The sequence below is a fragment of the Tetragenococcus halophilus subsp. halophilus DSM 20339 genome (genome assembly GCF_003841405.1).
GTDB classification, from domain to species: domain Bacteria; phylum Bacillota; class Bacilli; order Lactobacillales; family Enterococcaceae; genus Tetragenococcus; species Tetragenococcus halophilus.
In genome coordinates this window covers 639,506-653,411 of sequence record NZ_PXYA01000002.1, presented here as the reverse complement: position 1 = coordinate 653,411, position 13,906 = coordinate 639,506, and the positions used below count along the sequence as shown (strand labels likewise).

At 35.4% G+C, this 13,906-nt stretch carries 16 protein-coding genes and 1 pseudogene; 6 read left to right on the top strand and 11 right to left on the bottom strand.

All coding sequences use genetic code 11. The features are described from left to right. Nucleotides 1-25: 25 nt before the first annotated feature. Nucleotides 26-514, top strand: a complete 489-nt coding sequence (locus C7K42_RS08830) for an arginine repressor (RefSeq protein WP_014125835.1) — start codon at nt 26-28, stop codon at nt 512-514. A gap of 183 nt (nt 515-697) precedes the next feature. Here the strand turns inward: C7K42_RS08830 and lacD are convergent, their stop codons facing one another. The 4 genes from lacD to lacA are packed head-to-tail and all read right to left on the bottom strand — an operon-like array spanning nt 698 to nt 3,601. After that, nucleotides 698-1,654, bottom strand: a complete 957-nt coding sequence (gene lacD, locus C7K42_RS08825; RefSeq protein WP_231834353.1) for a tagatose-bisphosphate aldolase — start codon at nt 1,652-1,654, stop codon at nt 698-700. Nucleotides 1,655-1,669: 15 nt separating this feature from the next. Further along, nucleotides 1,670-2,602 (bottom strand): tagatose-6-phosphate kinase, encoded by a 933-nt coding sequence (locus C7K42_RS08820; RefSeq protein WP_103083592.1) that lies wholly within the window; start codon nt 2,600-2,602, stop codon nt 1,670-1,672. Nucleotides 2,603-2,628: 26 nt separating this feature from the next. After that, nucleotides 2,629-3,144: a galactose-6-phosphate isomerase subunit LacB gene (gene lacB, locus C7K42_RS08815; RefSeq protein ID WP_103099740.1), complete on the bottom strand. Its 516-nt coding sequence runs from the start codon at nt 3,142-3,144 to the stop codon at nt 2,629-2,631. Nucleotides 3,145-3,172: 28 nt separating this feature from the next. Continuing rightward, complete coding sequence (gene lacA / locus C7K42_RS08810; protein ID WP_014125839.1) at nt 3,173-3,601, bottom strand: galactose-6-phosphate isomerase subunit LacA; 429 nt, start codon at nt 3,599-3,601, stop codon at nt 3,173-3,175. Nucleotides 3,602-3,784: 183 nt separating this feature from the next. On the opposite strand from lacA, the gene C7K42_RS08805 reads away from it, so the two are divergent. The 3 genes and pseudogenes from C7K42_RS08805 (at nt 3,785) to C7K42_RS08795 (ending at nt 6,016) form a co-directional block, all read left to right on the top strand. Next, a complete protein-coding gene (locus tag C7K42_RS08805; protein ID WP_014125840.1) occupies nt 3,785-4,288 on the top strand; it encodes a PTS sugar transporter subunit IIA in 504 nt (167 codons plus the stop codon). After that, a complete protein-coding gene (locus C7K42_RS08800; protein WP_038024326.1) occupies nt 4,281-4,586 on the top strand; it encodes a PTS sugar transporter subunit IIB in 306 nt (101 codons plus the stop codon). Before C7K42_RS08805 ends, C7K42_RS08800 begins: the two co-directional genes overlap by 8 nt. Nucleotides 4,587-4,605: 19 nt before the next feature. Continuing rightward, nucleotides 4,606-6,016 (top strand): annotated as a pseudogene (locus tag C7K42_RS08795) (PTS galactitol transporter subunit IIC). A gap of 72 nt (nt 6,017-6,088) precedes the next feature. Here the strand turns inward: C7K42_RS08795 and C7K42_RS08790 are convergent. Next, entirely contained in the window at nt 6,089-6,841 is a 753-nt protein-coding gene (locus C7K42_RS08790; RefSeq protein ID WP_103099739.1) for a DeoR/GlpR family DNA-binding transcription regulator, read from the bottom strand. Between the two features lie 164 nt (nt 6,842-7,005). Here C7K42_RS08790 and C7K42_RS08785 point away from each other — a divergent pair, with 164 nt between their 5' ends. Then, the gene (locus C7K42_RS08785; RefSeq protein WP_014125845.1) at nt 7,006-7,482 is read left to right on the top strand and encodes a GNAT family N-acetyltransferase; all 477 of its coding nucleotides are present in this window, start codon (nt 7,006-7,008) and stop codon (nt 7,480-7,482) included. Between the two features lie 30 nt (nt 7,483-7,512). Here C7K42_RS08785 and C7K42_RS08780 read toward each other — a convergent pair whose 3' ends face one another. From C7K42_RS08780 to C7K42_RS08760, 5 genes are all read right to left on the bottom strand, one after another. Then, nucleotides 7,513-8,250, bottom strand: a complete 738-nt coding sequence (locus tag C7K42_RS08780; protein WP_103099738.1) for an alpha/beta hydrolase — start codon at nt 8,248-8,250, stop codon at nt 7,513-7,515. Nucleotides 8,251-8,371: 121 nt separating this feature from the next. Then, entirely contained in the window at nt 8,372-9,268 is an 897-nt protein-coding gene (locus tag C7K42_RS08775) for a proline iminopeptidase-family hydrolase (RefSeq protein WP_061841184.1), read from the bottom strand. A 259-nt stretch (nt 9,269-9,527) separates the two neighbouring features. Then, the gene (gene rpsI, locus C7K42_RS08770) at nt 9,528-9,920 is read right to left on the bottom strand and encodes a 30S ribosomal protein S9 (RefSeq protein ID WP_014125849.1); all 393 of its coding nucleotides are present in this window, start codon (nt 9,918-9,920) and stop codon (nt 9,528-9,530) included. A 15-nt stretch (nt 9,921-9,935) separates the two neighbouring features. After that, nucleotides 9,936-10,379, bottom strand: coding sequence for a 50S ribosomal protein L13 (gene rplM / locus C7K42_RS08765; protein ID WP_041591865.1), 444 nt, complete (start codon nt 10,377-10,379; stop codon nt 9,936-9,938). Nucleotides 10,380-10,594: 215 nt separating this feature from the next. Continuing rightward, nucleotides 10,595-11,065, bottom strand: coding sequence for a Dps family protein (locus C7K42_RS08760; RefSeq protein ID WP_014125851.1), 471 nt, complete (start codon nt 11,063-11,065; stop codon nt 10,595-10,597). A gap of 168 nt (nt 11,066-11,233) precedes the next feature. Here C7K42_RS08760 and C7K42_RS08755 point away from each other — a divergent pair, with 168 nt between their 5' ends. Next, entirely contained in the window at nt 11,234-11,923 is a 690-nt protein-coding gene (locus C7K42_RS08755) for a prepilin peptidase (RefSeq protein WP_014125852.1), read from the top strand. A 65-nt stretch (nt 11,924-11,988) separates the two neighbouring features. Here C7K42_RS08755 and C7K42_RS08750 read toward each other — a convergent pair whose 3' ends face one another. Next, nucleotides 11,989-13,866: a C40 family peptidase gene (locus tag C7K42_RS08750; protein ID WP_124175418.1), complete on the bottom strand. Its 1,878-nt coding sequence runs from the start codon at nt 13,864-13,866 to the stop codon at nt 11,989-11,991. Nucleotides 13,867-13,906 lie beyond the last annotated feature (40 nt).

Sequence of the window (13,906 nt, the reverse complement as noted above, 5' to 3'; positions counted from 1 at the left end):
TAAGATACATTAAGAGGTGAAAAAATTGCATAAAAATGAACGGCAAAGTTTAATCAAACAAATAATTAGTCAAAATACAATTCGGACTCAAGAAGAGTTATTACAGCGACTACAAAAAAAAGATATAACTATTGCACAGGCAACTATTTCTAGAGATATACGTGACTTAAAAATAATTAAAACAATTGATGAGAAGGGAAAACCTAAATTTGTACTATATGATACTTCTTCCTTACAAAAACAAGGAGAAACGGAGAAATTAATTAGTATATTTAATGATATAGTTACTAAGATCGAACACGTTCAATTCCTAACTATTGTCCACACACTTCCTGATAATGCTTCCTTATTAGCGTCGATGATTGATGAGATACATTTACCTGAAGTAAAATGCTCCCTTGCTGGTTTTGATACTGTTGTTTTGATCGTTTCAGATGAAACTCGTGCTATAGAGATGGAGAATTATTTCAATTCAATCTGGCAAAAACAAACAAGAGAACAAATAGGAAACTAAAAAACAACAGGCAGCAAAAATTAAGCATGCCTGTTGCTTTTTAGTTAAGTAAACTTTTTAACTTTGTTAAATTACTCTTTGGAATTTTGCCTGAAATCAAGTTTTTGCACTCTAGGTATCCCTTCGGTTTCCACCTAGGTAGTACTTAGGTTTTAACTTTACATGTTATTTCCTATGCTATAGCTAATAAAAACCAATTGGTGTAGCAGTTTCCTGTAACACTTCATTCAGTTCTTCTATATTTTTTCTTCCCTGAGTTCGTATCCATTGTCTAGCAGAGTCTTCACCTTCTTTTATAAAGTTTTCAACCCCATTTGCCCAAGTTGCACGTCCGCATAAAACACCATTAAAAGTGGACCCAGCTTTTTTTGCAAAACGTAAGGTTTCCTGAAACGTTTCTGTACTAACACCTGCACTTAAGAAAATAAAGGGTAGCTGACTGATATTGCTTTGTTCTTGGAAATACTCACAGGCTTCTTTTTGCGTATATGCGGTTTCTTTTTCGGTATATCCTTTTACATAAGCCATATTAACCGGTACTTCAACCTTTAACACATCCACTTTATAACGATCTTTTGAGAATTCCTTCATAGCACCATTTACTTTATGTGGTTTTTTTAGTGCAAACGCTTTGCTTTTATTGTCCGCAATAGAAGCATCATAAGTGATTAACTCTAAAAAGAAGGGAAGTTCTTCAGCAATACATTCTGCTCCAATACGTTCTATAAAAGCTTGCTTTTGTTCATTGATTTCAACTGCTTCATCAACATCGTAATAAAGTAAAAACTTACAAGCATCTGCTCCATGCTCTTTGATTCTTTTAACAGACCAAGAAGGTAAAAGACGAGGCATGCGACCTGGAATCTCAGGATCATAACCAGTTTGTTCATAGGCTAATAATTCTCCTGCATGACGATCTTTTACTCTTGTGGCAGGTAACCCATATTCTGGATCCAATAAAATCGCCGAAGCATATGGGGTCAATTCAGAGGCTATAATTTCTTTGAAATCTTTTACCTGTTGATCCGTTGCTTCTTGCGCTTGAAACTTATCCATCATCTTTTTCAATGCACCTCGCTGATCAATTGCAAGAGCACTAATAATATGGTTTTCATCAACTAACGGTTTTAATGCTTTCACTACTACATCCCTCACTTAAACCTTTTTTATTTGGATCTGGTCAAACAACACCCGATAATTTTGCATATTCACTTGTCCAGTCACTTTTTCTTGGGCATTTAACATGCCTAACACATTGCCGTGTTTTAATACCTTTTCATCACTTTGCTTATAATCTAAAGCTTGAGCTAGACCTGCGAGCATAGCATCTCCTGAGCCTACAGGGTTTACTACTTCGATTGGAGGAATCTTTACTTGATAAAATGTATCGTAATGTTTAGCAAATACACCGTCTGCCCCCAAGGAAACTACAACCCATTCAATACCATCAAACAAAGGTGACATAAGCGCTTCTTTTAAGTCTGTAATTGTATTTTTTACATTTCTTCCTAGCAAAGCGGCTAGTTCTTCTCTATTGGGTTTGATTAATAATGGTTTGATTTGACCTTTTAAAGCATTTTGCAAAGCCCTACCTGAGCAATCTAACACCACAAGTTTATGTTTCTTATGGCATAAATCTATCATGTCTTTATAATAATCATCAGGTAAACCAGCAGGCAAACTGCCGGAAAAAGTTAGCATACTGGCTTGTTCAATCATCTGATCAAAATGACTTAAAAATCCTTTTGCTTCATCATTAGTAATACTAGGCCCTTGCTCTAAAATCTCTGTCTGTTTTCCTTGATGTAATATGGCAATACAATTGCGAGTCTCTCCCTCAATCATGAAGAAATGATGGCAAATGCCTTCATTACTAAGTTTTTCTTGGATAAAGGCGCCAAAATGTCCCCCAACTAGACCGCTTGCTAGAATATCTGCACCGCTTTGATGTAATACTCTAGTAACATTCAATCCTTTTCCCCCTGCGGTTTTGGTGACATTTATCACACGATTGACAGTATCCAAATGTAAAGTTTCCAAGGGATAAGAAATATCAATCGAAGGATTCATGGTAATAGAGATAATCAATCTTCCAACCTCCCCAAACATTTTTATTAATCGTGATATTCCCCTCTTTCCCACTTTTCAATAAATTCATCAAAGAAATGAGGATCTTCTTGCTCAGGATGATTTTCTTCTACATGATTAATTTTAGCAATCAATTGTTTATTTTCCTCTGTCTCTTTATATTCTGACTTAAGAAAAGTTTCGATAACGTCGCAAATCAAAAACTCACCTGTAATTTTTCCACCAAAACTTATCACATTAGCATTTAACTCTTCTTTTGAATATATTGCGCTTGTCATATCGCGTACCAAAGCGGAACGAACGCCAGGTACTTTATTTGCAGCATTAGCGATGCCCACACCTGTACCGCAAATACATACACCAAAATCCGCTTCTCCACTAGCAACAGCTTCTCCTACTTTTTTCCCATAGATAGGGTAATGGGTGCGTGTAAAATCATAGGCACCTACATCTAATACTTCATAACCCTTGTCCTTTAAAAAATCTGAAACCGCAATTTTTGTGTCTGTCACAATATGATCGTTTCCTAATGCAATTTTCATAAATAAGTCCTTCTTTCTTTAAAGATGTTTATGCCATTTTATTGAGCATATCAACACGAATTTGATGTCTTCCACCGTCATAGCTTGCATTCAAAAATTCTTTCACAATATTTTTTGCTAGATCTTTTCCTGTAATTTCAGCCCCGATGGTAATCAAACGACAATTATTGTGTTCTCGCGTCATAAAGGCTGATCGTTCATCAGAAACTTCAGCAGAAACCATCCCTTTAACCTTGGTTGCCGTCATAAAACTTCCGGCACCATAGGCATCTATAGCAATACCTAAACTATCTTCATTTTTTAACAAATCTTGTGCCACGGCTAAAGTTGCTTCAACAAAATCAACTGAGGCTTGTTCACTTTTATCAACAACTTCATAACCTTCTTCCAATAAATAATCCTTAATATATTCCTTTAGTTCCATCCCCGCTGAATCTGAACCGATTACAACTCTCATCTTATTTCCTCCTTCATATTATTTCTTAATTCAGTTTCATAATAAAACATAAATAAACATTTTTCAACATAAAAAGTTTTAAAATGTTTATTTTATTTTATTTTTTGTTGACAAACAAAATAATTTATAATAAGAATTGAAAGCGGTTGTATTTAAACATTAACAAACGAAAGAAGGATATTGATGCCATCATTTGAAACTTTATTTACAACAGACCGTATATATATCTCAAATAAGACAACTCAAAAGGAGGTATTTGCAGAAGTTTATCAGGATTTACTAAGACAAGATTGCGTAACAGAAGATTTTTTAGCGAATCTACTAGAAAGAGAGCAACATTATCCTACTGGCATTAGTTTAGCGCCAATTGACCCTGAACTAGCTAACATTGCTATTCCACACACAGAAAGTCAGTTTGTTAAAACAAATGGGATTATACCAATTAAGCTAATCAGACCAGTTAACTTCCACAATATGATTGCACCAGAGGAAGAATTAGATGTTTTGTTTTTATTTATGATTTTAAACCAAAACGGACAAGAACAAGCTGGGCTACTCGCTACAATTATGGATTTCATTAACTCATGTGAAAAAGATGAATTAATAAACTTTTTCCATACAGAAGACGCTATCGAATTATTCAATTTTCTAAAAAACAATTTTAAAGGGGTAATTACAAATGATTAAAATTTTAGCGGCTTGCGGTGCTGGTGTAAATTCTAGTCACCAAATCAAAAGTGCATTGGAAAATGAAATGAAAAATCGTGGTTATCAAGTAAAAGTCGATACCACCATGATCAAAGATATTAATCAAGATAAATTGAAGAACTATGATATCTTTACCCAGATCGCCAATTCGAATTTAGGTTTTGACATTGATATTCCTGTGGTTGATGCTGGACCGATCCTTTATCGTATCCCTGCAATGGCCGAACCGGTATATCAAGAACTAGAAGATACAATCAAAAAACTTGATAAACAGTGATTAGACAGGGGGACATAGTATGAGTGCTATTATTGAAATAGCGAATAAAATATTTCAACCACTGATTGACCTAGGTGCAGCACCGATGATGACCATTGTTTTAACCTTAATTGCTTTAGTCTTTAAGGTTAAACCTTCTCGAGCATTAGAAGGTGGGCTAAAACTTGGCATTGCCATTACCGGAATCGGCGCAATTATTGATATGTTGACAAGTTCATTTTCTCAAGCTATGGCAGATTTTGTCGCACGAACAGGCCTTTCTTTAAATATTACCGATGTTGGTTGGGCACCTTTAGCAACAATTACCTGAGGTTCACCTTACACACTTTATTTTCTATTAGTTCTAGTTATTGTAAATGTCATTATGCTTATATGGAAAAAAACAAATACGTTAGATGTTGATATATTCGATGTTTGGCATTTAGCTTTTGTTGGCTTATTTGCTATTTGGTCGGGGGCAAATTTATTAATAGCTACAGCCTTAGTTGTTTTCATTGGTATTTTAAAAATTATCAATTCCGATCTGATGAAACCAACGTTCAACGATCTATTAGATGCACCTGAAAACAATCCAATGACTACGACTCACATGAACTATATGATGAATCCAATTATCATGGTTTTTGATAAAATTTTTGACAAAATATTTCCCTGGTTGGACAAATATGATTTTGACGCAGCCAAATTAAACAATAAAGTTGGTTTTTGGGGTTCTAAATTTGCTATAGGTATTTACCTAGGTATATTCGTAGGTTTACTTGCCGGTCAAAATCCAACCGAAATCTTTGAATTAGCCTTCACGGCTGCAGTAAGTTTAGAGTTATTCTCCCTTATTGGTCAGTGGTTTATTGATTCTATCGAACCTCTGTCACAAGGGATTACTGATTTTGCTTCCAAGCGACTAAAAGGACGCACGCTAAATATCGGACTTGATTGGCCTTTCTTGGCTGGTCGCGCTGAAATTTGGGCAGCAGCTAACATTTTAGCACCAATTATGCTATTAGAAGCTGTAATACTTCCTGGAAATTACTTATTACCGTTAGGAGGTATCATAGCCATGGGGATTACCCCGGCATTACTTGTGGTAACCCGAGGTAGAATCATCCGTATGATCGTCATTGGCGCCATTGAATTACCTGTATTTTTATGGGCTGGTACCTTAGTAGCACCATTTGTTACCAATATGGCTAAAAACATTGGTGCTTTTTCCCGAAGGCGTTGCATCTAACCAATTGATCTCTCAAACAACAATGGAAGGTCCTATGGAAAAATTCTTAGGTTATCTTGTTGGGAATGCTTCCCAAGGAGAGATCGAATTTATTATTTATGCAGTCCTTGCACTTATTGCCTACTTATTAATATTTATGTGGTATCGTCGTGAAATGAATAAACGAAACGCAGCTTATGCAGCTGAAAAAAGTGAAAGTTAAAAGCTATTTAAAACGCCCGGTCTTCTGACATATACGTCAAAAGACCGGGCGTTTTATTTTTGTTAAAGGAGTTCAAACAATCACCTGTACCTCTTTTTCCACTTTCTGATACATGTCGTAATCATCTTGATTCATTACCACGGCTGTAACATCACTTAGATTATAATAGGTATAAAAATCTTCTTTTTCTACTTTTGATGAATCAATTAGCAAATATCGATTTACCGAGTTATCTAAAGCAATCGCTTGTGTCTGACCTTCTTCTATTGTCGCAGTCATAATTTCATTTCCTTTGACTGCATTAGAACTGAAAAAAGCGCGATGAAAGTGCATATCTTGTAATGCTTTATTCGTTATTTCTCCAAAAAAGGCTTTCGTTAATTCTCGCATTTCTCCACCTAGCAAATAAACCTTAATATTCCCCTTTTTTTGTCTTAAGGTTTGAAACACTGGTAGACAATTAGTCACTACACGTAAGTTCTCAAAGTTCATAATCTCGGCTAACAGTTCTATGGTGGTCCCTGGACCCAAATAGATTGTTTCATCTTCTTGGATCAACTTAAGCGCTTTTTGGGCAATTTCTTTTTTCTCACTTTTATTAATAATTTGTTTATCAGCATGTGATAATTCTTCTGGACGATATACATTTAAAGTCTGTGAGCCACCGTGAACTCTTTTTAAACGACCCGCTTCTTCTAATTCAGTCAAGTCTCTACGCACAGTCATATCAGAAACCCCCAACCTATCTACAATATCATTTACTTTAATCACTCTTTTTTGATCGACTAAGGCAACAATTGCATCTAAACGTTCTTCTTTTAACATTACTTTACTCCTCACGTTTTCCCTTTAATGTATATTCTACAAAAACAAACAAAAATTGAAAACAAAAATAAACATTTTTAGAACAAATTTACATAATTATTGACAAATATTGATTCATTGCATACTATACTAGAAAAGTACAAAGTAAGGAGGGGCTTATCTTAATGACTATACGAACTTTACAACAAAACGATAATGAACAATTAGCTTTATTAATCCAAACTTCCTTAGCTTCTTTAGGATTAGATAAAGCAGGTACAGCTTATTATGATCCCCAATTAAAATATTTATCTTCTTATTATGAGCAACTTTCCGATGCTTGCTACTGGGTAATCGAATATCAAAATAAAATTATCGGTGGCATTGGTATTGCTCCACTAGAGGCGATGTCTAAAGTTTGTGAATTACAAAAATTATATATTGATAGTAACTTTCAAGGACAAGGTCTATCTAAAAAGTTAATGGATACTGCTTTAGATTATGCATATAAACACTATGAAGCTTGTTATCTTGAAACACATACAACATTAACAAACGCTTGGCATTTATATGAAAAATACGAATTTAAACAATTAAAACAACCCTTAATTAATAGTGAGCACAATGCTATGGATCTCTGGTATTATAAAGAATTAAACTGATAACTTATCTCTTCTGACTAAATATTGAAGCTATTTTTCCTTTAATTTGTCTAACCATTCAGTAATACATATGCTGATTTTCGTTTGCTGTGCCTTTTTTGTAATTGTTGCACTAGAATCACCCTTTTGTGCGCCATATATTCCAAAACCAGCATGATTGCCTCCTTTTATTTCAATATAGTCTGTTTTCTCTGGTAAGTAGTTTTTCCCCTTTTGATATTTTTCCCAGTTTAGCACCCCATCTTTTGAAGCAGTAATAGAAAGAACAGGCAAATTTGTATCTTGCAAACTTCCTTTCTCATCTGGATAGCTGGCTAAAAAAATCATACCTGCTACTTCTTTTGGGTGTTCTGCTACAAAGCGACTAGCGATTACTCCACCAAGGGAATGACCGGCTAAGATAAAAGACTGGTTTGGATGGTCATCCATGATTGGTTGTGCAGCATTTTTTGAAAAAACAGCTAGATTTAAGGGCATATGTAATACATAGACACTATAACCTGCTGAAGCGACTTGTGAGGCCCACTGACTATAACTCTCAGCCGCGACAAAAGCGCCAGGATAGAAGATAACCCCTAGTTCACTTGACTTGCCATCAGAGTAAAGATCATAGTCTTTTTCATGTGTTGCTTGTTCACTTTGCTTCTGTGCTACTTCAGAAGCTGTGTATGTACTTTGATATACGTAAATGGCACCAGTGCTAAATAAAATAATCCCAGTCAATAAAATAATTCCTATGATCTTTTGCCATAATGCCCATTTTTTCATAAAATTATACCCCCTTCTCCATACTGTTCCTGCTCATACGAATCTTTTTTTTATAAAAAATAAACCCAGATATGATGTTTAGCTAAGGCATCCTACCTGGGTTATTCTCTACGAAATCACTTTATTTTTTTTCAACATCTTGCAAGAATTGTATCAAATGCTCAAAATAAACTGGCGCATTATCCACCATATGATGGTGTCCACCATTTGGAGTTGTAACAAAACGTGCATACGGAATTGTTTCAGCCATTCGTTTGCCAACAGCTAATGGCATCGACTCATGTTCTCCATAAGTGATGAGCGTAGGCAATTGAATTTTATGAATATCTTGACTGCGATCCCAACCAGCTAATTTGCCTGTTACCACAAACTCATTATCTCCTTGGAAATAATTATAAACTTGTTCACCTATTGTTGAAGTCAAATGACGAATTGCTGGAGGTTGTTTACGATCAATATAGTCTCGATTTAACCTATCAATCAATTCTTCATACTGTTCGTTAAAATCATTTCTAGCTTCACAATCTTGCAAGAACGCCAATTCTTCATCAGTAAACTCTTTTGCACGAATCGCATTGATATTATCCATATACTCTTGGATATTATCTGTCATACTCGAAATAATAATTCCTTTCAAATGCTGAGGATATTTTAAGGCATATTCTTGTACCAATGCGCCGCCCCATGACTGTCCAATCAAATAAAAATCAGTTAAATTAAGTTTTTGCCGAACCTCTTCGATCTCGTCCACAAAATAATCCATGTGTAAAAATTTGTCGATGTTGTCTTGTTGCGTAAAATCGGGTTGATCCGAGTACCATGAACCCAACTGATCATACATCGTCACTTGTACATTTAAATCACTTAGTTTTTCAGCAAAATTTTCATAATACTCATGGTTACCACCAGGGCCTCCGTGTAAACAAAGGAGTTTTATATCACCGCCAGCATTATCTGTACGCGTCCATAAATGATAACCATTATCCAAAGTAAGAATCGTATTTCCTTCACGTACCATTTACTCACCTAATTTCTATAAAATTTGAGATATTTGTTAGTATAAAACAACGTTACAAAACTATCATAACACTAATTGAAATGAACTGGCAAAAAAGTTTTTTTATGGATATTTAACGCTATTTTATCTCAAAATGGGCTTAAAAAAAGCACCAGCAAGATGCTGATGCTTTAAATCTATTAAATTCTTTATCAAATTAATCATTTGACCCAACTTGAACCAAAAATTAATCGTAAACGTTGATACAATAAGAAATTGATTAACGTTTTGAAAATTGTGGTGATTTACGAGCTTTCTTGTGGCCTGCTTTTTTACGCTCTACCATACGTGCATCACGAGTAAGTAATCCAGCACGTTTTAAAGCTAAACGAAAGTCAGGGTCTACTTCTAAAAGAGCTCTAGCAATACCATGACGGATTGCACCAGCTTGCCCTGCATAACCACCACCGTCGACATTTACAAAAGCATCATATGTGCCATTTGTTTCAGTAACGCCGAAAGGTTGGTTAATTACTTCACGCAAGTCAGCATGTGGAATATAATCTTCAACATTTTTTTTATTTACAGTAACTTGACCAGTTCCTGGTACTAAGCGTACACGGGCAACTGCATTTTTACGACGGCCGGTGCCGATATATTGTGCTTGTGCCAATAAAATTTCCTCCTATTAGATTAAGTTTGTAATGTCCAATACTTCTGGTTTTTGAGCAGCATGTGGATGAGTTGCTTCACCATAAACATGTAACTTCATTCCTTGAGCGCGGCCTAAAGAATTTTTAGGAAGCATACCCTTCACAGAAGTTTCAATCAAACGACGAGAATTCTTAGCACGCATTTCACCAGCAGTAGTTGATGTTAAACCACCTGGATAATGAGAATGACGGTAATATTTTTTATCAGTCGCTTTATGTCCTGTTAATTTCACTTTATCTGCATTAATTACAATAACATTATCACCTGTGTCCACATGAGGTGTATAAGTTGGTTTATCTTTTCCGCGAAGGATTGATGCTGTTACAGTAGAAAGACGTCCCAAAGGAACATCAGTTGCATCAATTACATACCATTTGCGATCTACTTCGCTTGCTTTAGCCATATATGTTGTACGCAAGATTTTTTCCTCCAATTCAATTTCGAATGTTTGACATACACTTGAGTTTCCGGGGCTCTCGTGGGGCAAACAATACCATTTAATATAATACCTATAAAAGAGCTTAAAGTCAATGTTTTTCTCTCAATAATAAGAAAAAATTGTAAATAAAGAAAAGAAACCTACGACAAGCGGTCATAGGTTTCATGAAAAATGATTTTAATAAAGTTTATTATCTATTCCGGATCATTACCTGGTGCATAACCAAGATGTGCTTGTATCATCCAGATATTCTTTTCAATATCCGTTTTATGCGCAATAAAGATATCTTGAGTACTATCGTCGCCTTCTTCACCAGAAATTTCAATCCCTTTTTGATAAAGATCAGCTAAATAACGATAACCAGATACTAGCGTTTCTAGTCTTTCAGACATTGAACGATCCCACGTACCGATTTCATCTTTGATACCAGTATGATCTGCAAACTCTTGAAGTGTTGAGTAAGGTGAACCATCTAATGCAACCAAACGTTCTGCGATGACGTCTAATTGATCATTGATTTCATCCATATAGTCATCCATCATCGGATGCAATGTCAAAAATCCGGGGCCTCTCATATACCAATGAGCTTGATGAATAACTGCTGCAAACTGACTTAAATCGGCTACCAATTGATTCAATGTTTCTTTTGTTCTTCCGAACTTCATTTACAATTCCTCCTTCTTTCTCAATACATTAAGCATAATATGAACCAATAAAAAAGTAAAATAGATTCCATTATTTGAGAAAGGTTCTCAAATAACAACCTTATAAAATAATAGAAATACGGTTTTTTTGCGTAATTATCATTAGAAAAGAAAGGGAGGAAAAAATATATGTTTTACTTTTTATTGGGAAGCTGTCTAGGTTCTTTTTTATGCGTCATTGCTGAACGCATACCTATTAAACAACCGTTTATTATAAGTAGGTCACACTGTGTACATTGTAAGCGAACGTTAAAATTTTGGGAAATGATTCCGATCATCTCATTTCTATTACTAAACTTTCGCTGCAGAACGTGTCATAAAAAAATTCCAATAACTTACTTTGTTACTGAAATCTTATATGGCCTGATTTTCGTATTTAGCTTTAACCAATCAACAACACTAGAATGTATTATCACTTTATATTGGCTAACAATCGCTTTATTACTTTCATTGACTGACGTCTATTACTTAATTATCGAACCAAAAATTTTTTATCCAACACACTTTATTTTAATTGCTTTATTACTATACTCCCATGCTCATTTTTATTGGGAAAGCCTTTTACTTTATTTATTTATCTGCATCATTATCGCTTTATTTTTGCGAAATTCGATGGGTATGGGTGATTTACTTTTACTCTTATTTTGGATCCCTTGGCTTACGCCTCTTGAGGTGTCACAACTCTTATTTTTCGCTAGTTTCACTACCTTGATAACTTATTGGTTTATTTCTATTACAACTTCACACGAAATAAAAAAGTTAAAACTACCTTTTGTTCCTTTTTTAAGTCTGAGTTTATTTATAATTCATTTTTTATAATAAATGAGATTTGCTTTTTAAAACGAAAAAAAAGCTGACGAAATTTCGTCAGCTTTAACTTTATTTTACATGCTTACTGCAAAATCTGGTGTGAAGTATTGTGTATCTCCAACTTTCACAGTATCACCTGGTTTTGGTGCATGGATGAATGAACTTCCACCCATAGAAATTGCTACGTGATAAGTGCTTCCTTTAGAGCCCCAGAATAACAAATCTCCTGGTTTTGCTTGGCTAGCAGAAATTTGAGGACCAGCATTTTCTTGCGGTACAGTGTAACCACCAATATCTTTACCTGTTACTTGTTTATAAACATATTGTGTAAAGCCTGAACAGTCAAAACCGTCTGGTGTTCTTCCACCCCACACATATGGTGTGCCCATATGTTTTTGTGCTTCAGCCAAAATTGCTGAACTATCAGCGTTTGCAGAAGGTTCTGGTGTTTCTTCAGTTTCTTCTTTTGGTTGTGATACATCTGTTGGTTGAGAAGCTTCTTGGTTTCCAGAGTTACCTTGATTATCGTTATTAGGTGTTTCTGGTTCAGAACTTTCTGGTGCTTCTGGTTGAATATTTTCTTCAACCGGCGTAGAAGGTTCTGGTGCTTCTACTACTTCTTCAGAAGTTTCAGTAGTTTCTGGTACTTCTACTTCGCTTGATTCAGCTGGTACTTCTGCTTCTTCACTTTCTTCTGTCGTTGTTTCCTCTGTTGCTTCTGGTTCTTCAACTGTTTCTTCAGAAGTTTCAGTAGTTTCTGGCTCTTCTACTTCGCTTGATTCAGCTGGTACTTCTGCTTCTTCACTTTCTTCTGTCGTTGTTTCCTCTGTTGCTTCTGGTTCTTCAACTGTTTCTTCAGAAGTTTCAGTAGTTTCTGGCTCTTCTACTTCGCTTGATTCAGCTGGTACTTCTGCTTCTTCACTTTCTTCTGTCGTTGTTTCTTCTGTTGCTTCTGGTTCTTCAACTGTTTCTTCAGAAGTTTCAGTAGTTTCTGGCTCTTCTACCTCGCTTGATTCAGCTGGTACTTCTGCTTCTTCACTTTCTTCTGTCGTTGTTTCTTCTGTTGCTTCTGGTTCTTCAACTGTTTCTTCAGAAGTTTCAGTAGTTTCTGGTGCTTCTACTTCGCTTGATTCAGCTGGTACTTCTGCTTCTCCTGCAGGAGCTTCAGTTTGCTCTGCTTCTTGAGCAGCTGCTTTATCAGCTTCTTGTTGAGCTTCAGCCTGTTGACGTGCTTCTTCAGCGCGTTGTTGCTCTTCAGCGATGCGTGCTAATTCCGCTTTTGCTTCATCTTTACGTTTTTGAAGATCTTCTTTTTCGTCATTTTTAGAAGATTCTTGTAAAGCTAAATCAGCTTTTTTATAATCTAAATCTGCTTGGCTTTGTTGCAATTGACCTTTTTGTTCTTCTAAAGCTGCTTGATTAGCTTGAATTTCTTTTTGCTTCTCATCATTTTCAGCTTTTTTATCTTCAACAGCTTTTTTATCTTCTTTTTGTTGTTCTATTAAATCATTATTAGCATCTACGATCGTGTTCATTGCTTGTACACGTCCGAATGCATCTGTTAATGAATCAGAATTTAAAACTGCATCAACAATATTGGTATCTGAACCATTCACTTGTACATCACGAGCTTGTTCACGAATTGCTTCTTCGCGTTTGTCGATACGCTTTTGCAAATCAGCAATTTCATTTTCCAATTGCTTAGATTGCTCATCCAATTCTTCTTGCTCTGCAAGCAAGTTTTGTGCCTTTTCATTAATACCAGAAATTTCTCCTTCTAATGAATCAATTTCTGATTGAACGCTTGCTTGTTTTCCTTGCAAGTCATCAATTTCTTTACTTTTTTCTTCAATTTGCTGGTCAAAATCATCAGCCAAGACTACGCTTGGAGCTGCAACTGCAGCAAGTGTTAATGAGCATGATAGTAACGCCGTCAATACACGTCTCTTCACTTTTCATTCCTCCAACTTTAACTTTATTATATAATTGCTT